The organism is Paenibacillus sp. strain BS8-2 (assembly GCF_054483835.1).
Map to the genome: position 1 here is coordinate 5,326,404 of NZ_CM137010.1, position 24,572 is coordinate 5,350,975.

General features: G+C 50.5%; 16 protein-coding genes. 5 read left to right on the forward strand and 11 right to left on the reverse strand.

Translation table 11 applies throughout. The features are described from left to right. Window positions 1-5 precede the first annotated feature (5 nt). The 7 genes from ACX1C1_RS23365 to tkt form a co-directional block, all read right to left on the reverse strand. Window positions 6-1,766 (reverse strand): glycoside hydrolase family 2 protein, encoded by a 1,761-nt coding sequence (locus ACX1C1_RS23365; RefSeq protein WP_458954515.1) that lies wholly within the window; start codon window positions 1,764-1,766, stop codon window positions 6-8. A gap of 269 nt (window positions 1,767-2,035) precedes the next feature. Continuing rightward, a complete protein-coding gene (locus tag ACX1C1_RS23370; protein ID WP_458954516.1) occupies window positions 2,036-3,376 on the reverse strand; it encodes a hypothetical protein in 1,341 nt (446 codons plus the stop codon). Beyond that, window positions 3,373-9,960, reverse strand: coding sequence for a DUF7507 domain-containing protein (locus ACX1C1_RS23375; RefSeq protein ID WP_458954517.1), 6,588 nt, complete (start codon window positions 9,958-9,960; stop codon window positions 3,373-3,375). The genes ACX1C1_RS23370 and ACX1C1_RS23375 overlap by 4 nt, the downstream gene beginning before the upstream one ends. Window positions 9,961-10,226: 266 nt before the next feature. After that, window positions 10,227-10,862 carry a hypothetical protein gene (locus ACX1C1_RS23380; protein ID WP_458954518.1) on the reverse strand — a complete coding sequence of 212 codons (636 nt, stop codon included), beginning with the start codon at window positions 10,860-10,862 and terminating at the stop codon, window positions 10,227-10,229. 161 nt (window positions 10,863-11,023) lie between these two features. Next, on the reverse strand, window positions 11,024-12,382 hold the full coding sequence (locus ACX1C1_RS23385) for a glucose-6-phosphate isomerase (RefSeq protein WP_458954519.1): 1,359 nt from the start codon (window positions 12,380-12,382) through the stop codon (window positions 11,024-11,026). Window positions 12,383-12,397: 15 nt separating this feature from the next. Then, a complete protein-coding gene (gene fsa, locus ACX1C1_RS23390) occupies window positions 12,398-13,066 on the reverse strand; it encodes a fructose-6-phosphate aldolase (RefSeq protein WP_458954521.1) in 669 nt (222 codons plus the stop codon). A gap of 49 nt (window positions 13,067-13,115) precedes the next feature. Continuing rightward, a complete protein-coding gene (tkt, locus tag ACX1C1_RS23395) occupies window positions 13,116-15,116 on the reverse strand; it encodes a transketolase (RefSeq protein WP_458954522.1) in 2,001 nt (666 codons plus the stop codon). A 164-nt stretch (window positions 15,117-15,280) separates the two neighbouring features. On the opposite strand from tkt, the gene ACX1C1_RS23400 reads away from it, so the two are divergent. Next, window positions 15,281-15,856 (forward strand): TVP38/TMEM64 family protein, encoded by a 576-nt coding sequence (locus tag ACX1C1_RS23400; protein ID WP_458954523.1) that lies wholly within the window; start codon window positions 15,281-15,283, stop codon window positions 15,854-15,856. A 102-nt stretch (window positions 15,857-15,958) separates the two neighbouring features. Then, window positions 15,959-16,837, forward strand: a complete 879-nt coding sequence (locus ACX1C1_RS23405; RefSeq protein ID WP_458957782.1) for a LysR family transcriptional regulator — start codon at window positions 15,959-15,961, stop codon at window positions 16,835-16,837. Window positions 16,838-16,999: 162 nt separating this feature from the next. On the opposite strand, the gene ACX1C1_RS23410 is transcribed toward ACX1C1_RS23405, so the two are convergent. Beyond that, entirely contained in the window at window positions 17,000-17,929 is a 930-nt protein-coding gene (locus ACX1C1_RS23410; RefSeq protein WP_458954524.1) for a methyl-accepting chemotaxis protein, read from the reverse strand. A gap of 205 nt (window positions 17,930-18,134) precedes the next feature. Between ACX1C1_RS23410 and ACX1C1_RS23415 the strand changes: the two genes are divergently transcribed. After that, entirely contained in the window at window positions 18,135-19,223 is a 1,089-nt protein-coding gene (locus ACX1C1_RS23415; RefSeq protein ID WP_458954525.1) for an AbrB family transcriptional regulator, read from the forward strand. A gap of 181 nt (window positions 19,224-19,404) precedes the next feature. Further along, complete coding sequence (locus ACX1C1_RS23420) at window positions 19,405-20,274, forward strand: helix-turn-helix transcriptional regulator (protein ID WP_458954526.1); 870 nt, start codon at window positions 19,405-19,407, stop codon at window positions 20,272-20,274. A gap of 27 nt (window positions 20,275-20,301) precedes the next feature. Here ACX1C1_RS23420 and murA read toward each other — a convergent pair whose 3' ends face one another. Beyond that, complete coding sequence (murA, locus tag ACX1C1_RS23425; RefSeq protein ID WP_458954527.1) at window positions 20,302-21,594, reverse strand: UDP-N-acetylglucosamine 1-carboxyvinyltransferase; 1,293 nt, start codon at window positions 21,592-21,594, stop codon at window positions 20,302-20,304. A 17-nt stretch (window positions 21,595-21,611) separates the two neighbouring features. Further along, entirely contained in the window at window positions 21,612-22,310 is a 699-nt protein-coding gene (locus ACX1C1_RS23430) for an FHA domain-containing protein (RefSeq protein WP_458954528.1), read from the reverse strand. Between the two features lie 232 nt (window positions 22,311-22,542). On the opposite strand from ACX1C1_RS23430, the gene ACX1C1_RS23435 reads away from it, so the two are divergent. Beyond that, on the forward strand, window positions 22,543-23,451 hold the full coding sequence (locus ACX1C1_RS23435; RefSeq protein WP_458954529.1) for an aldo/keto reductase: 909 nt from the start codon (window positions 22,543-22,545) through the stop codon (window positions 23,449-23,451). An 11-nt stretch (window positions 23,452-23,462) separates the two neighbouring features. On the opposite strand, the gene ACX1C1_RS23440 is transcribed toward ACX1C1_RS23435, so the two are convergent. Beyond that, the gene (locus ACX1C1_RS23440; RefSeq protein ID WP_458954530.1) at window positions 23,463-24,497 is read right to left on the reverse strand and encodes a dienelactone hydrolase family protein; all 1,035 of its coding nucleotides are present in this window, start codon (window positions 24,495-24,497) and stop codon (window positions 23,463-23,465) included. Window positions 24,498-24,572: the final 75 nt, after the last annotated feature.

Consider the following 24,572-nt stretch of genomic DNA (forward strand, 5'->3'; position numbering starts at 1 on the left):
AACATCTACCGTTTTCCATCATTGATCGCCTTGATAAGCTCCAGCGGAAGTTTTGGCACACGGTCGTATGTCAATAAACCATTGATCTCCTGCTCAACATCCGTTAATTGCGTGTAACAGTACCCTTGAACAACACAATCTGCTCCCAAGAGCGGTTCAATGACTGCGTTTAGCTTTTGCTCAAAATCCTCGTCGCTATTGGCGCCAGAATAACCCCATCCGTCCCAGTCGCTTTTCTTGTAAGAGATGCCGCCAAATTCTGTGACTAGAATCGGCTGTCCTGCATAGGGATAACCATCGACCGCTAGTCTGCGATTTGCCGGCATCGCTTGTACGGCATTCTCCACCGTGCTATACCGCTCCTCTAGTACCTCGCGTCTCCATTCGTAGTCATGGATATTAAACAAATCCGTCTTCACCAGCTCCCAGCCGTCATTCGACACTACGAGACGCGAAGGATCCAGCGATTTGGTCAAATAATACATCGCCATGGCATGATCCTGCTGCTGTTTGTCGACCTGAATGTTCGGCACACCCCAGCTTTCGTTAAGCGGGACCCAAGCGATAATACTCGGATGATTGGCGTCGCGTTCGACGGACTCCATCCACTCTTTGGTAAACTTCCTAACGTAATCCTCCGTGAATTGGTAGGCATTAGCCGCCTCGCTCCATACGACCAGCCCCAGCTTATCGCACCAATACAGGAACCGCGGATCCTCTAGCTTTTGATGTTTGCGAACACCATTAAAGCCCATCGCTTTGGTCAGCTCCACATCCTTACGGATTGCTTCATCGCTTGGAGGCGTTAGATTACCGTCTGGGAAATACCCCTGATCCAGCACCATTTTGCTGAAATACGGTCGATTATTGAGACACAGCTTGCCATCTTCGATAGACACTTTGCGCATCCCGAAATATCCGCTTGTTTTGTCGATCACGGAATCGCCCTCAATCAAACTAAACACGATGTTATACAGGCGCGGGTTCTCCGGGCTCCACCATCTCCTCGATCCACGATCATATTGATCCGGCAGACCAATTAATCGTGTACACCGATTCTCTACAATCGAGTAGACCTCCGTGACAACCGGTTCATCTTCAAATGTTATTTCTACTTGAAGCAACAGAGCGCGACCGGCCGATTCGCCATTCAGGAACGTGCGGACTTCGATGCCGTTTCGGTCAATATCCGGAATCATACGAACTTGTTGGATATGTACCGGAGAAACAGCCTCCATCCACACCGTCTGCCAAATTCCCGTCGTACGCGTATAGAAAATCGAGGCGGATTCATCCAGCCAATATTGTTTGCCGCGAGGCAATGTCACGTCACGGCTATAGTCGACAGCCTTTACTACAATAATGTTGCCCTCTTCTTGAAGCGCTTCCGTAATATCGGCGTGAAATGGTGTATGCCCGCCTTGATGCGTCGCAACCAGCACTCCGTTTACCCATACAGATGCTTCGTAGTCCACCGCGCCGAAATGCAGAATCGTGCGTTTCCCATCAAAGCTTACCGGAATTTCAAGTGTCCGGCGATACCAAACAGTATCATGAACGGTTGGATCGGCAATTCCGCTTAACTTACTCTGGAACGCAAAAGGTACCTGAATGCGCATAGGCAGCTCCTGCGCTCCGGTATGCCAACCGTTAGTAGTCCCCATGTTCATGTCATCAAACGCGAACTCCCACTCCCCATTAAGATTAACCCAATTTTCCCTCATAAATTGAGGGTTGGGATGTTCCGAACGATATACTTCTGTCATATGAATCCTCCTCTTAATAGTTAACTAAATAATTAATTAATAAGTCATTAAATTATTAAACTCAACGATATTATAGAATTTATTCGTTATTTTTGTCAATAAAAACCTCATTTTGATTGAATAAGTTAACTAATTAATTAACTATTTAATAATGAGAACGATCAGATTTCATATCCTCTACCAAATTTAACCCCGAGCAACACTTAGACCCGAACATATCAGCACCAAAGAAAAAAGCAGGCATCCCGACGAATGGGAATACCCGCTAGTTATTCATGATCGTGCATAATTGTAATCGCATAAGGATTCGTATTCGTTTCGCCTGCATGCTGTCTCTCGTTCAGCTGGTACCCATATAGAATTACAATTTGACCACGAACTGTACGGGTTGTGACAAGCGGGCTTATCACGCCTTGGAATTGAACCTTTAGGCTCGTTCCCGGAGCAACTTCACCAAACTTGTATCCCCCTATCGGGGCATTGCCCATCACAACATTCTCATCTACTCGCAAGCTTCCCGGCTTTAGATGGATCGAACCGCCTAACAGCTTTTCGGCCGAACACATCGCGGTTCGGTTTCCTGTATTGGACAAAATCATACGGAAGTCCACAACGCCTTCAGGGTAGGATACCTCTGGCTTCACCTTTAAACTCGCCTGGATCACAGGGAAACATAGTTCTACGGCCGTGCGGTTCGAATGAAAATCGATAACATGATGTTGATGTTCCCCATTATCCTTCCGGTTATAAACACCGATAAGCACAGCGATATTCTCGATTATTTGACCAGGAGACACCACATTGACTCCAGCAACAGCCACTTCCCATGTCACGATCAATTGCGCCCCCGGCTCCAGTAGACCTAGAGGGACTCCGGCTTTAGCCGGAATCCCTACGTTCACCCACTTGCCTTCTATCGTGAAACTATTGGGGATAAATGTTGTACATTGAGGTACAAAGGACACTAACTTAACCTCGGCGGAGGCATGCCCTTGATTACCGATGCACAGGACATACCGGAGGCGGTCGCCTGGTGCTGCTCGCTGAGGCTCTACAGACAGCTTGGCGTACAGTATAGGTTTGTCAGCTTTCTTGATCGGCAGCTTCACCGTGTTGGAGAAGATCACTTGTTTCACATGCCTGCCGTTGGAGCTAAAGAATGATATCTTCGCCTTCATCCGATTGCGGACATACTTGCGATACGTATCATCCTGACATGGGATGAGCACCAGGCGAAAATCTACTCTGATCCGCTCACCGGGCTGCATAATACCTAGCTTAAGACCGTCATCCAAACTTGCTCCTGGCAGAGGTACGCCGTCCTTTACGATGCTGTTGGGCACAAAAGCCATTCCCTCCGGCAGCTCATCGTAGAGATCAACCTTAGCCGCATAATTTCCTTTGTTGCTCACCACAACTTTATAGTGAATACTCCTGCCTGGCACCGCCTCGCATTCATCCGTTGACTTCACTACCTTCACCATCGGTCCGACTATGGGGATACCAACCGTATTGGAGTACGTCGTATAGCTGCTAGATCCCGAGCTGTACATGATATGAGATTGATTGACAAGCAGATCGCGTTTGCATTCGTCTTTGTCTGAACTCATTGGACTAATACCTGGAACGTCACCGTAGCGCTGCTGCCAGGTGCGATACTGCCGATCGTAACACCGCTGGCAGGGTTAGCAAGCGGCAGAGGTGTTCCGTCTAATGTGACACTACCAGCAACAAACGTACTGCCAGCCGGAATTGGATCGATCAGTACGACATTGTTGACAGTGGTAATGCCGCTATTGGTCACAACGACCGTGTACGTAATAATGTCTCCGGATACAGCGTCAATCGCCGTTGTGCTCTTCACGACGCTTACGTTAGGCGCCGACACTGGAATGATGAGCGTATTCGATAACACCGTTCCCGTAATTGTACGACCATCCGGCAATAGATAAGAATAACCAACTGTCGCTTGGTTAACCAACTGCTGCGGCGAAGGCAAAGCCTCTACCGTAACTTGCAGCGTAACCTGTACGGTTAATGTACCGCCTGCTGGAACTACGCCGAGCGGTATGCCCGTCTCCGGATCTGTGCCTGGTCGCGGCGCGCCGTTGACGACGACGCTGTTCGGAACAAACTCGGCGCCGGTAGGAATGTTATCCGTCAAGACCGCCATAGCGTCAATGTTGCCTGTATTCGTTACATTAAACGAATACACGATCGTGTCGCCGACTGTAGCCACCGTTACATTTGCACCTTTATTGACCGACAACAAGGCTTGATACACCGGTATAGTCAGCGCGTTAGAGAACGAAGTCGAAGTGAAAGCGCCTTGTGTGAACGCTGCTGAGCTTTGGTTGACGATCGTGCCGCTAGGCGGCAAGGAAGTCACTGTTACATCAAAGGTCACAATGGCGGTAGCGCCTGCTGCAATTGTTCCGATTCCAATGCCAACGGACGGGTTGGCATTCGGCAGCGGAGTACCGTCAACCGTTACGCTGCCTGCGACGAATGAGGTATATGCTGGCAACGGATCGGAGAACGAGACATTCGTTACTGCTGTTACGCCGTTGTTGGTGATGGAGACGGAATACGGAACAACATCGCCAACAGTGGCATCCGTGAATGTCGAGCTCTTCACCAGTGAAACATCGGGTGAAGATACTGGCGTAACAATCGCATTGGATGAAGCACTGCCATTGAACGTACGACCATCCGGCAATGTGTAGCTATATGGAGCAGTCGCTTGGTTCGTCAGCTGCCCCATTGGCGGCTGCGATGTGATAACAACCGAGAAGGAAAGCGTAGAACTCGAATTCGCTGGAAGGACGCCAAGAGGTATGCCTGCAGCCGGATCGGCGCCGGCAAGCGAAGCCCCATTAAAGATTACGCTATTAGGCACTAATATCGCGCCAGTTGGAATCGGATCGATAAACGTCGTAGCAGCGCCGATATTGCCCGTGTTCGTGATAACAGTCGTATAGACGAGTGTATCGCCAACAACGGCGCTTGCCGAACTAGCCGACTTCACAAGTCCCAGCTGTGGCAAATAAACCGGAGTCGTTATAACTTCCGAGAAGGAGGTAGCGGACAGCGAACCCGACGTGAAGCTGACGAACGCTTGGTTGCTGACTAACGCACCTGTCGGCAGGCTGACTACCGTCACTTGGAATGTGACAGGGACTGTGATACCCGGAGCGATTGTGCCAAGCGGGATTCCTGCTGCTGGATTAGCACTTGGTATTGGCGTACCATCGACCGTAACACTGCCAGCCACGAAAGTTGTACCGGCCGGGATCGGATCGCTAAAGCTCGTGTCTGTAATTGGCGCTATGCCATCATTCGTCACGTTAACGGTGTATTCAATCGTGTCTCCAACCGTCGTGGCCGTTGTGGTCGTCGATTTGATCACCGACACGTTAGGCGCGCGTACCCCTACAACAACCGTGTTGGTAGTCGTCGTATTGGAGAATGATCGTCCATCAGGCAACGTGAATGCAGTAGCTATGCTAGCTTGATTAGACAATTGCGGCGGCGTCGGCAACGAGTCAATGAGTACCGAGAACGACGTCGTAACGGAAGCGCCTGGCTGGATGAGACCTAGTGGTATGCCTGTCACTGGCGATACGCCAGGCTGCGGAACCCCGCCAACCACTACGCTGTTGATAACAAAGGAGGTGCCTGCCGGTATGACGTCTGTCAATATAGATGTTCCCGCATAGTTGCCGTTATTCGTAGCGACAACCGTATAGTTGATTGTGTCGCCCACTGTAGCGTTACTTACTGACGAAGACTTGACTCCAGTTACATCTGGCTGACTAACCGGAATAACGATCGTGTTGGACAGGGCTGATCCCGAGAAGGCGCCTGAGGTGAAGCTGACTGAAGCCACGTTGCTAATGGATTGAGAAGCAGGTACCGAGACCACCGAAATATTGTACGTTACTGTCGTCGTAGCGCCAGGAGCGAGGCTGCCTAGGGCGATACCATTCTCTGGGTTGGCACTAGGCGCAGGTACGCCGTTTATTGCGACAGATCCTGTTACAAACGAAGCGCCTGCCGGTGTCGGATCAAGTAAAACCACATTGCTTATCGCGGCAATGCCTGTATTCGTAATGTCGATCGTGAAAGGTATCGTATCGCCAATCGTAGTATTGGTCGTTGTCGAGCTCTTGATGATTGAGATGTTAGGCGCTGAGACAGGGATGACGACCACATTGGATAGCGCACTGCCAGATAGTGTTCTGCCGTCAGGCGGGACAAAGGTATAGGCTGCCAAAGCTTGGTTACTCAACTGCTGAGGAGACGGAAGCGTCTCTACCAGCACTCCGAATGTTACGGTTACGGACGTATCCGGCGCAACGGAGCCTACGGGGATGCCCGTAACCGGACTCGTACCCGGCAGTGGTGTACCGCCAACCACGACGCTGTTGGGAATAAAGGAGGTGCCGCTAGGAATCGGATCCTTTAACGTCAAGTCCGCGGCGACATTGCCCGTATTCGTTACGATGACGGAATACGTGATGGACTGGCCTACCGACGCTGCTGTTGTCGAAGCCGATTTCGCAAGCGTAATGACGGGCTGTGTTACCGGTGTTGTCACAATATTGGACCACGATGAAGACGCGAACGTGCCTGACGTGAAGCTGACCGTCGACTGATTGATAATCGGAGTCGGATCCGCCATGTTGATCATCACCTCGAATGTTACGGTAACGCCAGCTCCAGAAGCTATCGTACCGATTGGAATACCGGCAGCAGGGCTGGCTGATGGCATATTAACGCCATTGACCGTAACCGTGCCGGAGACGAACAAGACTCCTGCTTGCTGCATGTCAACTACAACGACCTGATTAATCGATTCTGTCCCGTCATTGGTCACTTCGATCGTGTATACAAAGCTATCTCCCGACACCGCCGAGTCAACGCTTGCGCTTTTGACGGCGATCACTTCTGGAGAGAATACCGTCACAGGCCATTCATTAGAGATGGTCTGAGCGTTCAGCTCCCTGCCATCCGGAAGCACGTACTCGGATAAAGCAGTGGCGGTATTGGTCGTTACCTGCGGCATAGGCAATGTGACAACATTGACAGAGAAGCTGACGATGTAAGTTTCTCCGGCATATACCGTATCTAGCGGGATACCTGTCGCAGGCGCTACGCCAGGATTGGGAAATCCATTAATAACGACGCTGTTCGGGACAAAAACCATACTGTCTGGAATGTTGTCGACTAGCGTTACTTCCGCTGGGTAGTTGCCTGTATTGCTCAGCACCAAGGTATAGGTGAACGTCCCGCCGACCGTAATAGACTGCAAGCTTCCTGATTTGGCCAATTGAATGACGGGCTGATAGACCGATGTATCAACAAGAGGGGATGAAGCTGTGCCGCTAAAAGCCCCGGAAGTAAAGCTGACGTTCGCCCGGTTGGAGACGACTGCCGGCACCGTCAAAGGAACTGCTCCTACGACGACTTGGAAACTAATCGTAGCCGACCCGCCAGGAGCTATGTTCGAGAGCGCAATTCCAGTGGCGGGATTCGCGATCGGTGCTGCTGAACCGTTGACGGTGACGCTGCCGGCAACAAAATCAAGACCTGTAGGGATAACATCAGAGAAGACGACGTTTGTAATCGGCTGTACACCATTATTTGTCACGACTGAGCTATATGTAAGCACATCACCTAGCGTTGCTACCGTGGAGCTGACTGTTTTGGTCACCGAGGCTTGAGGTGACGTAACAGGAATATCGACGGTATTGGACAAGGAAACGAGCCCGCTAAACGTTCTGCCGCTTGGCAGTGAGAACGAATAACCAGTAGTTGATTGATTGATCAGTCTCGAGGACGGCGGGACAGCATTCACAATGACCTGGAAAGTAATCGGAATGGTGCTTCCCGGCTCCACAACCCCAAGTGGGATTCCGGTAATAGGCGAAGCAGCGGGCACATTCACCGTGTTCACATATACGCTGCCAGCAACAAAGGTTACCGAGCTTGGCAGAGGATCCGTAAGCGTCGCAGTTGCGGACCGATTGCCGGAGTTTGTAACGAGAACGGTGTAGGTCAGCGTATCGCCAACAGATGCAATAGTTGTGTTAACCGACTTTGCCGTCGTCATAACAGGCGTAAAGACAGGTATCGTAATCGTATTCGACAAAACAATGCTATTGAATACGCCTGAACGAAACGCGACGTTCGCTTGGTTGCTTAGACTCCCTGACGAAGGCACAGCCGTTACAACCGTACTAAAGGTAATGGTCGCGCTCGAGCCCGCCGTCAGCGTGCCAATCGAGACGCCGCTAATCGGACTGGCAGATGGAGCAGCAACGCCATTAATCGTAACGCTGCCTGACACATACTGCGAACCTTCGGGGATTGCATCCTGTACAAGTACATCCGTCACGGACCCTGCACTGCTATTGGTTACGACAACCGTATAAGTTACCGTCTCCCCAATGGTTGCATCCGTCAGATTTGCACTTTTGACTGACGTCACGTTGGGTAGCGCAACCGGGATTTGCACCTGATTGCTGACCACCGTTTGCGAGGAGGTGCGGCCATCGGGTATTGTGAATGTGCCTGCCGCAGTTCCTTGGTTCGTCAGCTGCGGCGGTGAAGGGACACTCTGCACGAGCACCTGGAACGTGACTGTCGCAGTCCCTCCGATCGGAATCGTTCCGGCGGATACCCCGGTGGCAATATTAGCCCCTGGTATCGTCGTCCCATTAACCGTAACGCTGTTCGGCACAAAGGTGGAGCCCGCTGGGATTGGATCTGTCACGGTGACAGCAGACGCAATATTCCCGTTATTCCCTACCGTTAGCGTGTACGTAACGGTCGTGCCAACTAATGCGTTAGACGTTGGTGTGCTCTTGGTCAGAGATAGCAGCGGTGAATATATGGGAAGGGTGACGCCATTGGATGGAATGACGGCATTCGTAATAGGCCCCCCCGAAATACTTTGGAACGAAAACGATAAATTGGCGACATTGACCAGTTGCTGTCCTGATGGCATCGAGGTTACCAGCGCACTGTAAGCAACGGTAATGGTAGCACCAGGGGCGATCGTTTCTAACGATACACCCGCTATGATGTCGGCAGTCGGCCTAGCTACGCCGTTCACTGCGACACTGCCCGCAACAAAGCTGGAGCCTGCCGGAAGCGAATCCGTCAAGATAGCCGCCATAGCATCCGCTGTCCCCGTATTTGTTGTGGTTACCGTATATCGGATCGTATCGCCTACCAGCGCCCCAGTCCGATTGGCACTTTTGCTCACGGAAACAAGCGGAGCGTTAATGTTGATCTGGAGCGCATTCGCATTCAGCACATATGCATCGCCCGATGTCGTCATCCGGAGCACTGCAGTCGTCTGGTTATTGGCGAGTCTGGATGAAATATCTACATTCGTAATATCCCAGCCTTGCCTGCCTCCGCTTATATTACTGCCCGGTGCGCCATTCGTCTGATTCCGTGTGCCAAATGTCCCCGTCGTATTAAGTGCTCCGGCGTCATTGTTGATCTGTGAGGCGAGAAAGTTGTTGGCAAAGTTGTTCGTCCCCGAAAGCGCGATTAAGTTGGAGGTTGTTGGTCCGAATAATGCCTGATCCCCAGTCCGATTCGCATCCCCTTCCTGCCCGCTGAACAAGGCGCGACCTCCGAGAACGCCGGTCACCGGCGTGGAGAATCCGGTCAATGTGGTTGTCACCGGTGAAGAATCTGCCTGAATCAGGACGGCTCCGGCCCGTATCGACATGTTACGAAACGGCAATGAAGCGTTCTGATAGATGACACCAAGCGTCCAACCCGCATGATTGCCCGTCGGATCATTATTAATGGTGATCGTACCAGGTACCCGGCCTGTCGTATACGTCCCAGCCCCGCCTGCTTGCACGATGGACGTGACGTTAGCCGTTCGAACGTAAGCTCTTACTCCGCTCCCCAGATCGAGATCATTGCTGGTAGCAGCGTCCGGCGATATCGTGTTTGTGCTCGTAGGCGTTACGAAGGTAACTGGATTGTTGATGACCGAAGATAAATTGACTGTTCCGTTAATATAGCTGGCGCCCCAGATCAGCTCCGCATATAATACGGTACTTCCTGCTGGCAGCACCAACTGCGCGGAAGAGTTATTAAACAAATAATTATCCGTCGTGCCGAATGGGTATGAGCCGTATCGAATAGCCGTGTTGGTTGTCACAAACGCGCCGATACTGTCTTGCGTGCCAGGAACGCCGGATACATCCGATCGGCTAAGCCCTAACGTATTGCCGGTAAAAGTGATGGCTCCCGTCGCATTAAAGGTAGCTCTAACGATAAGCGGTATGTCATTCCACCTCCTTTCAATACGCCCAAATTAACTATATGGGTTGTAACTTGCATTATGCCTGTCCCAGTGCGGATCAGCACGGATTAATCCAATCGCTTGTCTTCGAACATATCCTCACAATCTTCTTTGTCAGCACGTTATTCAACATCCGCAGCAACCTCTCGTTTCTCCTGTATGCCGACCGGTTCTGTGAATACAAGCCGACTTAGACGATCAAGCTCATCCTCTTCTATTTCCTCTTTCACGACTAGCAAGTGATACATAATCTCATCCACCACATTAAGCTGCAGCTGTTGCAGCACTTCTAGCTCCTCCTCCTCGAAGATTGGGGATCGGTAAGGCGGCAAATAAAACAGCTCCATCCGAAGCAGTCGAAAATCAAATGCCGGAGCATCACCGCCGTAGTGCGGAACCTCTGGACATAGGGGGCCTTGGGGAGGCTGATAAAAGGTTGATGTCCAATACCGCGGCGAATGTTCGTCGAACTTGTGGCGAATATGAGGGTTGGATGCGTGATGGTACGTATGGGCATACGGGGCAAGGATACACACAATCGCTTTGTGCATGCTGATCCGATAGATCTCTCCGAGAACGTCGAACAAATCTTCGCTGAATGCCAATGATCGCGTTACCATAATAAATTCTGCGGCATGATCGGGAAATGGCAGCGTATCGTTAATATCGCCAACGAAATCGACGCCTTCCACTGCCCGGTTATCCAGCCGGAGAAATCCGGTCGGCTTCTGCGAACGGCTGCCTATATCCAGCTTCATGTCTATCCCTCCGTATCCACCTAGAAAGGTATCTACGCTATATGTATTCGGGCAAATGGCACGATCATAACCGAAGGTATTGGAACTCACGATGATTACAGCAAAAAATCCCTCGCCTTGTGTAAAGGCGAGGGATTGTGCTCATATAGATCGATATTCAATTATGTGAGTACACGATCTCCTTCTTTGGAGAGACGAGCTTCCAGCTCAGCCTTCTGCGCTTCGAATCCAGGCTTGCCAAGTAAAGCGAACATATTGATTTTGTATGCTTCCACGCCCGGTTGATCAAACGGATTGACACCTAATAACAAACCGCTGATGCCGCAAGCCTTCTCGAAGAAGTATACCATCTCGCCATAGTTATATTCGTTCAGCTCGTCCAGCTCCACAACAAGATTAGGAACGCCGCCGTCAACATGCGCGAGTCTCGTACCGTCTGCAGCTTTGCGGTTGACATCGTCCATCGTCATGCCTGCCAGGAAGTTAAGTCCGTCTAGGTTGCCGGCATCCGCTTCAATCGTCCATTGTACACGCGGTTGCTTCACGGACAATACGGTTTCGATCAAGTCGCGACGACCTTCCTGCACATATTGTCCCATGGAATGCAGATCCGTTGTAAAGTCGACGGAGGCCGGGTACAAGCCCTTGCCGTCTTTCCCTTCGCTTTCGCCGAACAGCTGCTTCCACCACTCCGCTACGAAATGAAGCGAAGGCTCGAAGTTTGCCAGCAGTTCGATCGTCTTGCCTTTGCGATACAAGGCATTACGTACGGCTGCATATTGGTAAGCTTCGTTGGAAGCAAGCTCGGGATTGCTGTATTTCTTTGCCGCAGCCGCAGCGCCTTCCATCATCCGGTCGATATCGAGTCCGGCAACGGCAATAGGAAGCAAGCCGACAGCCGTTAATACCGAATAACGTCCGCCTACATCATCAGGAATAACAAATGTTTCGTAGCCTTCTTCATCAGCCAGCTTCTTGAGAGCGCCTCTGGAGGAGTCTGTTGTTGCGAAGATACGGCTGCGAGCTTCCTCCTTGCCATATTTCTTCTCCATATAATCTCTCAGAATACGGAAGGCAATCGCAGGCTCTGTCGTCGTACCCGATTTGGAGATGACATTAACGGAAATATCTTTGCCCTCTAGCAGGTCAAGCAGATGTGTCATGTACGTGGAGCTGATATTTTGCCCCGCGAAGTAGACCTCCGTTCGTCCCTCCATCTGGTTGTGGAACGTATGGGACAACGATTCGATAGCTGAGCGGGCTCCTAGATATGAGCCCCCGATTCCGATTACAACCAACGCTTTGGAATGACTGCGTATCCGCTGTGCCGCCGCTTTAATCCGTGCAAATTCTTCACGGTCATATTCGCTTGGCAGATTGACCCAGCCCAAGTAGTCGGAGCCTGGACCTTCGCCCTCATGAAGCATGTTATGCGCCGCGCCTACGAACGGAGCAAAATAATCCACCTCGTGTTGACCGATAAAGGATAATGCGCTTGAATAATCAAATCGAATAGCCATCGTGATTGCTCCCTCCTAAACCGTTACAGTCTTTTTCCAGTCTGCTGCAAACTTCTCCATGCCTTGATCCGTCAGAGGATGCTTGGAAATTTGTTCGATAACGGAGAACGGAATCGTCGCGATATGCGCTCCAGCCATTGCTACGCGTGTCACATGATCCGGGTGACGAACGGATGCCGCAATAATTTGGGAAGGCAGGTTGTGGATACGGAACAGCTCGGCAACTTTGACAATCAGCTGAACGCCATCCTCGGAGATATCGTCAAGACGCCCAAGGAATGGAGACACGTACGTTGCGCCGGCACGAGCTGCGAGCAGCGCTTGGTTAACCGTGAAGATCAATGTTACATTCGTTTTGACGCCCTTGTCCGCTAGATAGCGGCAAGCTTCCAGTCCTGCAAGCGTCATTGGAAGTTTAATCGTGATGTTAGGATCGTTGCCGTTGATCTTGATCAGCTCATTGGCTTGCGCGATCATTTCTTCCACTGTCTCGGCATCTGGCGTCACTTCTGCGGATACGGACTCAACGCCCGGTACTTCGCGAAGAATTTCGGCGATACGATCTTCAAACTTTACGCCTTCTTTGGCTACGAGGGATGGATTTGTCGTTACGCCCGACAATACCCCGATCTTGTAAGCCTTTTTGATTTGCTCCACATTAGCCGTATCGATAAAAAATTTCATCGTTATTTCCCCCTATGATTTGGTTTTAGGAAAGCCTCATATGTGAATGCTATAGAAGTTCTTTTACAGTGCGAATCACGTTATCCGTAGTGAATCCAAAGTACGCCATCACTTCTCCGCCTGGACCCGATGCGCCAAATGTGTCAATCGAGATGACTTTGCCGGCTGGACCAGTGAACCGCTCCCAGCCCAGCGAAATGCCGGCTTCGATCGCGACACATTTCGTTACGCCGCTAGGCAATACACTTTCCTTATAATCCGCTGATGCGCGGTCAAACAGTTCTCGGCTAGGCATCGCAACGACACGAACGGATACATTTTCTTGCTCGAGCGCTGCCTTGGCACTTACAGCCAACGAAACTTCCGAACCTGTCGCGATCAGTATCGCATCCGGTTGATCATTCGTTTGTGTTAGGATGTATCCGCCTTGTGCCACGTTGTCAAGGTTACCTTTTGTTTCGTCGTAGATCGGCAGATTCTGACGGCTCAGCACTAGCGCGACCGGACCATCGGATTTGTTCAGTGCATATGCCCAAGCGCTTGCTGTCTCGTTAGCGTCCGACGGACGAATGACGGTCAAACCTGGGATCGTGCGGAGCGCGGCCAAATGTTCTACTGGCTCATGAGTCGGTCCGTCCTCTCCAACCGCAATGGAGTCATGTGTGAAGACATAAGTGACTGGCAGCTTCTGCAGCGCTGCAAGACGGATTGACGGACGTAAGTAATCGCTGAATACGAAGAATGTGCTGACGAATGGTTTCACGCCGCCATGCAGCGCCATACCATTACCCGCAGCGCCCATGGCATGCTCACGAACACCAAAGTATACATTGCGACCAGCGTAGGAGTCGACGGCGAACTTGCCTTCGCCTTTGATGTCCGTCATCGTCGAGTGGGACAGATCCGCGCTGCCGCCGAAGATCGAAGGCACTTTCTTAACGAAATAATTAATCGCTTCTCCGCTTGCAACACGCGTCGAAATGGACTTGGACGAGTCAAATGTCAGAATGTCAGAAGCTTGGATAACCGCTTTGCCTTCGATGGCTTGCGCAAGCTCTTGACCAAGCTCTGGATACTGCTTATTATACGTTGCCACAAGTTCGTTCCATGCCGCTTCCGTAACAGCGCCTTGTGCTTTCAAGGCTTCAAAGTGAGCTTTGACGTCTTCCGGTACATAAAACTCTTCTTCGTGCTCCCAGCCATAAACGGCTTTGGTCGCTTTCGCTTCTTCTTTGCCAAGCGGATTGCCATGCGCTTTGTTCGTACCGGCAACTTTGCTGCCGAAGCCGATCACTGTGCGAACTTCAATCAGCGTAGGCTTGCCGCTGCCTGATTTGGCCCCTTCAATGGCGTTTGCGATAGCTTCCACATCGTTGCCGTCTTCTACACGGATATAGTTCCAGTGTGCCGACTCCGCGCGTTTCTGAATCTGTTCGCCGAAGGACAATGCCAACTCACCATCCAGTGAGATATCGTTGGAATCATACAAGACGATTAATTTGTCGAGCTTCATGTGCCCAGCCATGGACATCGCTTCGTACGAGATTCCCTCCATCAAGCAACCGTCGCCAACAAGCGCGTATGTGTAATGATCAACAACCGGGAAACCTTCCTTGTTGAACTTGGAAGCGAGATGCGCTTCAGCCATTGCCATACCTACCGCATTGGCAATACCTTGGCCAAGTGGACCAGTAGTAGCATCTACTCCATCCGTGTGACCAAATTCAGGATGTCCTGGCGTTAGGCTGTTCAGCTTCCGGAACGCCTTCACATCATCAATCGTCACGGCATAGCCAGTCAGATGCAAGAGGCTGTACAGAAGTGCAGAACCATGACCAGCAGACAGAATGAAACGGTCACGGTTGAACCACTTGGAATGCCCAGGATTGTGTTTCAGCTGCTGTGCCCACAGCGCATACGCCATTGGCGCTGCTCCCATTGGCAATCCCGGGTGTCCGGAGTTTGCTGCGTTAATCGCATCGATGGACAACGTTCGGATCGTATCAATGGCACGTTGCTCGATGGTTTTCGTATTCGTAATTGTCGTCATGTGTTTGAACTTCCTTTCTTGTTACCAAACTTCATATTCGTATTTAATTCGTAGTTCAACTATAATACGATTAGGTGCCATACAAGTAATTGATATATTTCAGAGTAGTCATAGACCGCGTCTATACTCCAGATTCTCGCTAACCGAAGGAGAAGATTTTAACATTGAAGGATTCCATCATACAACTGTTTAACGACTATCCCTCGGCAGCCATCCTAATCAGTATTGTCATTAGTGTTATGATCAGCTTGCTTGGCGTCGTGCCGAGTGTGTTCTTGACTGCGGCCAATTTAACCGTATTCGGGTTTTGGGAAGGCATCCTCATCTCATTTGCCGGCGAAGCCATCGGTGCCGTACTTGCATTTGGCCTTTATCGAAGAGGTTTCGGCAAGATGGCCGAAGGCAAATGGCTGTCGCATCCTAAGATTCAAAGGTTGTTATCCGCGCAAGGCAAAGAAGCTTTTTTCCTTATTCTCGCTCTTCGCTTCATGCCGTTTTTCCCTTCTGGAGCTGTCACCTTTATCGCTGCAATCGGAAAGTCATCTCTGATCATATTCATGCTAGGGAGCACATTAGGCAAAATTCCGGCTTTACTCTTTGAGGCTTTATCTATGTATCAAATTCTTAACTGGAATGCTGCGGGCAAGTGGCTTGTTGCCTTGCTTGCTGTCATCCTTCTGATCATGGTGTGGAGAGGGCTGGGAAATCGATCATCATCGCAAAAAAGACAGACTTTATAACGAGACAATCAAGGATTGTCAATCGTCACCTCCATTCGTTATAATGCAAGAAAACAACATTCATGAAATGAATACAACATACAGGAGCTATTAACCATGTCTATAACGAATAACCATGAATTATATAAGGTCTTTTATTGGGCGGCAAAAACGGGTAGCTTAACGAAGGCAGCCAGCGCGTTATATCTAACCCAGCCAAGCGTGAGTCACGCGATCAAGCAATTAGAGGATCGATTCGGCATGGCGTTGTTCTACCGGAACTCCAAGGGAGTAACGTTGACGCAAGAGGGCTCCATGCTTTATTCGTATATCGAACAATCGCAGGTATTGATTGCCATGGCCGAAGAACGGATGGCCGCACTCAAAAATCTGGACAGCGGCGAGCTTCGTATAGGCGGCAGCGATTCATTGTTCAAACACTATCTTCTTCCGTTCCTAGAAGAATTCCATAACAAATACAACAACATACGATTGCACCTTCACCATGGCACGACGCCAGAAGTCATTACTTTTCTGAAAGAAGGAAGGATCGATCTTGGCGTCGTGCGGATGCCAATTCTCGATTCTCAGTTGGAGGTCAAGGAGAGCATTAAGCTGCAAGACTGCTTTGTGGCTGGAGCGCGTTACGAAGAGCTGAAGGACGATGTGCTGACTCTGGAGAAGTTGCAGCAATATCCCATCATCCTGTTCTCTAGAAACAGCCGGGCTCGTATGACCATCACCGAGCTGTTCCAGAACTACGGTTATTCGATCAAACCCGAAATTGAGGTCGGCAGTGTCGATCTTCTCATCGAGCTCGCACGCAAAGGGATGGGAATCTCATATGTGACCAAAGATTTTATAACGAAGGAGCTTGAAGAAGGTTCCCTCTTCGAGATCAAGCTGAATGTAGAGCTGCCGCCTACGCATGTCGGTCTCATGACCATGCGCAGCATGCCGTTATCTCGGGCGGCCAGCCGATTTATTGAGCTCGTACAGTAGCGCTGTGTTGTGTTGCGCTTATGCCCATTACCCCATGAACGTTCACGAATAAAAAATCGCAATCCCTACTGTCATTTGACTTTAGAGGTTGCGATTTTTTTTGAAATACAGGAAAGTACGGCTTCATCTGTCATTCTGTATAATGTCGGCTTATCGTCTTGATTAATTAAAAGCTTTGACAAAAGAGCGCGCTTGTTGATCAAGTTCTTGGGCGGCTTGTCCGATGGCTTCGAAATCACTTATAGCCGAAATCGTTCGTTTGCTGCTTTCGTTGACCGTTTGCAGTGCGGTATGAGCGCCCCTGCCAACCTCTGCTGCCTGCGCCACAATCTCGTTCAGACTGTTCCGAATTTCAGCCGCGGCATCTGCCGCTTGTCCCGCTAATTTCTTGACCTCGCTCGCAACAACACCGAAGCCGCGACCATATTCGCCGGCATGTGCCGCCTCAATAGCTGCATTAAGTGCGAGTAAATTAGTCTGATCCGCAACTTCACGAACGATTCTTATGGTCTGTTGCAGCGTATTTGCCTTCTCGTCCAGCTGCTTGAGCATATTCATGTTCGTTTCGAACGCATCTGCCGATGAGGTGATCGCATCCGCGATAAGCCCCCCGCTCTCTATTCCCTGAGAAGCCCGTTTCAACAAGACCTCTGCCATTTGACGAAGCTCCTCGGCAAGTCCGGTTGCCGCTTCCTCGCGTTTCGTAATATCGGTAGCCACCTTCATGATGGCAACAACATGGCCATCCTCATGTAGAATTGGCATATAGGATGCTTCGAGCCATCTAGTCTGCTTGTGCTTCGTTAATCGCTCAATCTTTTCCTGAAACGGCTTGCCGCTGCGCAGATCCTCCCACATCCGAGCATAAGCGTCGCTGTTAACTAGACGATCAGAACAAAATTGCCGATGCATGAGACCCGGCATCTCCTGAGGATCATATTCCATCGCTTTCGCGAAATTGTCATTGGCCCATAAAACTTTGCCAGTCGTGTCGAATTGAATCATCGCTAGTGAACTTTCCAACGAAGCAAGTACAGCTTTCTCGTCCAATACCTGGGATGTAATGGAACGAATTCCTTTGTTTATTCCCACCAAATTCCCTTCCAATCCACAATCTGTAATGTGATAAAATTTAGATGAATTTCTATCTGCATCCAATATACATGACTCATTTTCTACATACAATACACCAACTCATAAAAATATTTATTCCACAAAAGTTTACGTTCATTTATGATAAAATGATTCAAATAATTATAAAAATGAAGAATAATCTATAATAACGAGGACAACTATCATGAATTTATCAAAAAACTATCAAAAGTTACTGCTTACTTTCTTCATTTCGATTATTGGCGGTGCCGTTTTCTCTATCTTGCATATTCCGCTTCCGTGGGTTCTCGGCCCGATGTCGTTTGTATTGATGGGATCCACCCGTTGGCAACATCTCTTTCTATGGTCCAAGTCATTGCAAAACACGGGATTGATCATCGTCGCGTACACAATGGGATTATCCTTTACCGCAGCCGCCCTTAGCGAGATCGCCCGTCATTTGCCTACGATGCTGCTGCTGACCGTCATTCTAGTGGTATTGAGTATTGCGCTTGCAGTCGTGATGAACCGGCTCACCAAAGCCGGCTTTATGACCATGCTTATGGGAACCGTACCCGGCGGCTTGAATCAGGTCGTGATGCTGGCCGAGGAGACAAAAGGCGTCAATGTGACCGTCGTAACGGTCATGCAAGTCATGCGGTTAATGACCATCATCGTTACGGTGCCGCTGCTGTTATTCAGCCCCGTTATTGGTGAAACCCATCATAACGTGGTCCAATCCATGATTGGTGTTGCAGAACCTGCTGGCGGCTGGGGATCCGTGACGGACTATCTGATATTTGCGGCAGTCTGCATGCTGTGCGCCTGGATCGCGCAACGGTTGAAGCTCCCGACGGCTCCACTATTAGGACCGCTATTCGGGACCGCGGTGCTCCAAATTTCCGGTATGACGGGACCAGAGCTTCCGCCAATCATTCTGATCGGCGCGCAAATTTGTATTGGCGCGTATCTGGGACTGCTGCTTAAGCCGTCGGAATTCACCAATCGGATTCGTACCCTCTCGCTGGCTCTTGCATCCAGCCTGCTCCTCGTCATCGGGACGTTCGCGCAAAGCTGGATACTCTCGAACAACGACCCAATGTCCCTTTCGACTGCCGTGTTAAGCTTGGCACCGGGCGGTATGGACCAGATGAGCCTTATCGCGCATGAGATCGATGCGGACATTTCCATTGTTGTGGTCTATCAGCTTTTTCGTTTATTATTTATGTTCTTTATCGTATTGCCGCTGCTGAAGGTGGTCATCGATAGGTATAACAAACGACAGCCCCATTGAATTTCGTAACCCGCAAACACCAAATAAGCCTGACGACTTGAGGTTCGTCAGGCTTTTTGATGTTTGCGCATGTTGTTTGCGTGTGTTATTTACAGCAAATAGCACATTTTCTACCAATATGAGTAGAGGACATGATACAATGAAACCGATATCTTAAACATCTAAAGGAGCTGGTGTGTTCATGAATTGTTTGGAGCTGACCATCCCCCCTTTGCCGCAGCTGACAACGGTTGGTCATGCCTATTGGTCACCTGGTCAGCAGCACTTGGAGCGGACATTTGAGGTATACGACCTATTGTTTGTTAATCAAGGCACCCTGTATATGACCGAAGATGGCATTGCCTACGACATAAACGCCGGACAATTCCTGATCCTCGAGCCTGGGAGGCATCACATCGGACATCGTCCTTGTGATGAAACCACGGATATTTATTGGGTACATTTCGTCCATGATGCTCCCGTTAGAACGATGGACAGCAGCAGTATCCCGTGGACGTTTTCTTACGTCCGAGGGACGGATAAGGATTTGACGCCGCAGCCGCAAGTGATGTATTTGCCGAAACATGCCGACTTTCACCAGCCCGACATCGTACCGATCTTGGACCGAATGGTAGAGCTCCATCGACAGCCGATCGCGTCGAATTCATTGCCTTTGCAAGCTGAATTAGCCGAATTACTCGTGCGGCTGCAACAAGCCGCCCAGACAAGATATACATCCCGCTCCCGAAGGCTCTGTGATGCCGCGATTGACTACTTGCAGCAGCATATGACCGAGCCCTTTGATGCGAAGCATATGGAAGGCTCGCTCCATTATCGGTTCGACTACATCGCCAGGTGCCTCAAAAAACATACTGGCATGAGTCCTCTGCAATACATGCACGATCTCCGGATTCGGATGGCGTTAACGCTGCTAGAGAACGCGGAGCTAACCGTCGGGGAAGTAGGCGAACGTCTTGGCTTCGACAGCGCCAATTACTTCATTCGATTATTCCGCAAGGAGACCGGAATGACGCCGGGGCAATACCGCAGCGTCCGTTTGGGACGGGCATAATCAGCTAACCGTGAACTTCATTAGCCATTAGCTGCCTAATCGCTGCACATCACTGAGCTCTCCCGGCTCCATTTCGCACATCGTAATGTTCGCTCCGATACTTCGGAAGCTCTCGATTACATCACCATATCCACGCTCAATATGCTCGACACCTGTAATTTGCGTTCGGCCCTCTGCAGTGAGTCCAGCCATAATGAGACATGTGCCGGCTCGTACATCAGTCGCATGTACCCAGCCGCCGCTAAGCGGCATGCCGCCGCGAATAAAGGCGCTGTCTCGGCGCATCTCTATTTCTGCACCTAGCCGTCTAAGCTGTGCCGCATGCGCGAATCGCTCCGGATAGACACGATCCGTAATGATGCTTTTGCCCCTGGCTTGCAGAAGAAGTGCAGTCATCGGCTGTTGCAGATCGGTCGCAAACCCGGGATACATCCCTGTCCGTACCCGCGTCGCACGCAGCATGCCGGTCCCGTAGGCCGTAATGTGATGCTCTCCGCAATCTATCTCCAGGCCAATTTCCTCAAGCTTTGCAAGACAAGATCCGAGATGTTCGGGAATAACGTCCATTACGGTAACCTGCCCGCCTCGCAGGCCGGCCGCCATCAGGAACGCGCCTGCAATTAACCGATCGGGAATAATCGCGTGTGTACCGCCATTCAGATATGGTACGCCATCGATTCGGATACGATCGGTTCCCGCTCCGTAAATTTGGGCGCCGAGTCTGTTCAGAAAGGTCGCTGTATCTACCACTTCAGGATCCCTTGCCGCATTATGCAATACGGTCCTGCCCTTCGCCCGCGTCGCCGCCAGCATCGCGTTAATGGTTGCGCCGGAGGTCACCATGTCGAAGTAGATGTTACCCCCTGTAAGCTCTGCTGCCTCTACCTCATAATACTCTTTGTGAAACCGAACCTGTGCGCCAAGAGCTTGGAACGCCTTGATATGTTGATCAATCGGTCTGGAGACGAAGTCGTCGCCTCCTGGATAACCGATCGAAACTTTGCCGAATTTGGACAACAAGGCTCCTGCATAATAATAAGAAGCCCGATAACTCGATGATTTCGTATGCGAGATGGATCCGTGATGAATCCAGCGGGGATCTATGACAATGCTCCCGTTCTCATGCTTGAATTCCGCGCCAATCTCGCGGCTGATGCTCGCGATAACCTTTACGTCTTCGATCGGTGGAATGCCTTCCAGCTTGACCACATCATCCGCCAGACAAGCTGCGGCGAGTATGGCAAGAGCGCTGTTTTTGGATCCAGGTATATGAACGGTCCCATGAAGGGGACCGGAATTAGTTGTTTGAATATATTTCATGCACATTCCTACTTTCGTCAAGACGATTTCAGTTCAGATTCAAGAACATACCCGCTTCCTCGCACGGCGCTAATCATAAACGTATCCTTGCCGAACTTCTTCCTCAGCCGGTAGATCAGTGTGTTCAACTCATCGACAGACACATTCGGCACGCCGAAATCTTCCATGCTGCGCTCCGGCCATACGCTGGACTTGATCACATCGAGAGGAACTAGCCTATTTGCATTGTCATGCAGCAAACGGATTAGCAGGTATTCCTTCTCGGACATCGGAATTCGTTTGCCGTCCACCACGCATTCTCGTTTCTCCCAGTGAATACTCAGTGCCAGCTCCACGGTCTGCAGCCTTCTTGTAATACTTAACGGCTCGATATCCAGCGTCTGGTCAGCGTCCAAATAAGAGAAATGCAGGACGGTCATACCTTTGGCGAGCTTGATAATATCAAGATTATTTAATACGTATGGACGATGCGGCTTCACTCGTTCGCCGTTGATCTCGGTTCCATGAAGACTGCCCATGTCGTATAAGACGGCCTGTCCCTTTTCCTTGCGAATGACAAAGTGCTGCCGAGACACAAACGCGTTCGTAAATGCGACATCCGGCGTCAATTGATGCGATACTCTGCCAATCATCGTCTCGGCGCTGTTCAGATTTACACAGGTACCGGAAGGAAACGGCTCACCTCGAATCACATATAGGCACGCAAAGTTATCCATATTGATCTCTCCATTCGTTTCGTAACCTCTCCTTAGATCCTAACGCAATGGGCATCAGAAGAAAAGCTCCGCACACTGACAGATTGCTCACATTTCGGTCACGACGTCTTGTGATGAACGTGCTTATATGTTGCAATCTCGTCCTCCATCCACCATACTGACTGATAAAAGTGATAGATGCGAGCCATCAACTGATCTCATATCAGGAATAGCTCATAGGAGGAAACGAGAGATGAAACAACATCAGCTGGGACATTCAGATCTGCATGTAAGTGAGATTGGACTTGGTTGCATGTCGATCGGCACCGAAGAAGACCAAGCAGTTGCTATCATAAATCAAGCACTAGAGCTTGGCATCAACTTCCTGGACACGGCAGATCTATACGACTCCGGTCGTAATGAGGAGCTCGTCGGCAAAGCGACGAAAGGACGTAGGCAAGACGTAATCATTGCTACCAAGGTCGGCAACCGCAGGATCGCGGGCAAGGAGGGCTGGAGCTGGGACCCCTCCAAGGCCTATATCCGATCGGCAGTCAAAGACAGCCTGCGTAGACTTGGTACAGATTACATCGATCTCTATCAATTACATGGAGGTACGATCGATGATCCAATTGACGAAACAATCGAGGCATTCGAGGAATTAAAAGCTGAAGGCGTGATTCGTCATTACGGCATTTCCTCCATCCGCCCTAACGTCATAAGAGAATATGCCCGCTCCTCCGGCATTGTCAGCCTTATGAGCCAGTATAGCCTGCTTGATCGACGCCCGGAACAAACCACGCTTCCCTTGCTGCGGGAGAACAACATCGGTCTTATCGCGCGCGGACCGCTCGCAGGGGGTATCCTGACAGATAAGGGCCGTCTCAAAGCGGTACGCGGCTACTTGCAGTATTCGCCTGAGGAGCTTACCGAGGTGTTCAAGCAGTTGACTAAGCTGATGCGCAACGACCGGACGTTAGAACAGACGGCTATTCAATATGTGTTAAACGATCCCTCCGTCAGCGTTGTATTAACCGGCGCCAGCAGTGTGGAGCAAGTAGTCCGCAATGTATCCGCCGCATCTGTAACACCGCTCGCTAACGATGAGATTGAGTCATTACGGGCTGTTACGACTGCTAATGTGTATAAGGATCATATCTAACGATATAACGATCATGATGAAGACTGCATAAGCTGCGTTTTCAGCCACTCATACGCAGGTGCTCCATGAATCTCATGCCCGCCTTCAAAATAATCCATTTGAACGGACTCCGGGACACCTGCTGATGCGTAGATATGCTGAAGCTCCGCGAATGCTTGGACAGCAGGATCACGTGGAAACACGCGGTCCTCAATCCCTGATTCCAAGAACAAACCGCGCGGCGCAATTAAGGAAAGAAGCTCAGGCATCTCGGCCTCTAGCAGCAGACCAGGAATATAGTTATCCAGACAATGACTGCGAGTGAGAATACTATCCTCGAACAAGCTTGCATATCCGCTTACGACCGCACATGTAATGCGCTCATCCAACGCCGCAGTAAAGCCTGCAACCAGTCCGCCTCCCGAAATTCCCATGATGCCAATACGATCCGAATCCACATCGGGACGTTGTTGCAAATAATCGACAACCCTCATCGTTTCGTGAACGCGCAAACCCGCAACCGTCCGCCCGGCCATGAGTAGATGCGCTGCCAGCAAGCTGCAAGAGTTCTGCTTGGGACCGCGCTGCTTGTCCTCATCCAAACGTCGATCCCCGAATCCGATCAGCTCAGGAGCCGCAACAATAAAACCCGCTCTCGCCAGCTCCACCGCAAAATCCTTGTGCAGTCCCGGATCGCCGGCGCGATCGATCCCATCCGGTTCAAGTCCCACGATTTCGCGGCTTCCGTATCCATGACCGTGACAGGCAATAATTGCCGGCGCAGCATGCGCCTGAGAGTTATTCGGTATCAACACATACATGGCAAGACGGAGCCCTTCCAGCGTGTCGATCTCTATTCGTTCCCTTCTATAACCGTCACATTCTTCGCTTTCAAGTTGCTTAGGGAACGTTGCTTCTCCGCGCAAATCCGGGAATTTACCTAGCAGACTACGAAACGTATCCCGGAGCTTCGACGCACGCTGACTCACCGGGACTCCCTCCCGATTTCGTCCACGCTCTTTGGCCGCTCGCTCCGTCAAGGAGTTCAAATACGCCTTCAGCTCCATACCTTTGTTCCCCCATTTGTATGTATTTACCTAACAGTATAGTTGATTCAACGCGATATTTCTTGCGTAATGTAA

Excerpts from the sequence above, each read along its gene's own strand:
- ACX1C1_RS23435 (WP_458954529.1), top strand. The coding sequence starts at position 22,543 with ATGAAACAACATCAGCTGGGACATTCAGATCTGCATGTAAGTGAGATT.
- ACX1C1_RS23420 (WP_458954526.1), top strand. The coding sequence starts at position 19,405 with ATGAATTGTTTGGAGCTGACCATCCCCCCTTTGCCGCAGCTGACAACG.
- ACX1C1_RS23380 (WP_458954518.1), bottom strand. The coding sequence starts at position 10,862 with ATGAAGCTGGATATAGGCAGCCGTTCGCAGAAGCCGACCGGATTTCTC.
- fsa (WP_458954521.1), bottom strand. The coding sequence starts at position 13,066 with ATGAAATTTTTTATCGATACGGCTAATGTGGAGCAAATCAAAAAGGCT.
- ACX1C1_RS23365 (WP_458954515.1), bottom strand. The coding sequence starts at position 1,766 with ATGACAGAAGTATATCGTTCGGAACATCCCAACCCTCAATTTATGAGG.
- ACX1C1_RS23370 (WP_458954516.1), bottom strand. The coding sequence starts at position 3,376 with ATGAGTTCAGACAAAGACGAATGCAAACGCGATCTGCTTGTCAATCAA.
- murA (WP_458954527.1), bottom strand. The coding sequence starts at position 21,594 with ATGAAATATATTCAAACAACTAATTCCGGTCCCCTTCATGGGACCGTT.
- ACX1C1_RS23440 (WP_458954530.1), bottom strand. The coding sequence starts at position 24,497 with ATGGAGCTGAAGGCGTATTTGAACTCCTTGACGGAGCGAGCGGCCAAA.
- ACX1C1_RS23385 (WP_458954519.1), bottom strand. The coding sequence starts at position 12,382 with ATGGCTATTCGATTTGATTATTCAAGCGCATTATCCTTTATCGGTCAA.
- ACX1C1_RS23415 (WP_458954525.1), top strand. The coding sequence starts at position 18,135 with ATGAATTTATCAAAAAACTATCAAAAGTTACTGCTTACTTTCTTCATT.
- ACX1C1_RS23430 (WP_458954528.1), bottom strand. The coding sequence starts at position 22,310 with ATGGATAACTTTGCGTGCCTATATGTGATTCGAGGTGAGCCGTTTCCT.
- tkt (WP_458954522.1), bottom strand. The coding sequence starts at position 15,116 with ATGACGACAATTACGAATACGAAAACCATCGAGCAACGTGCCATTGAT.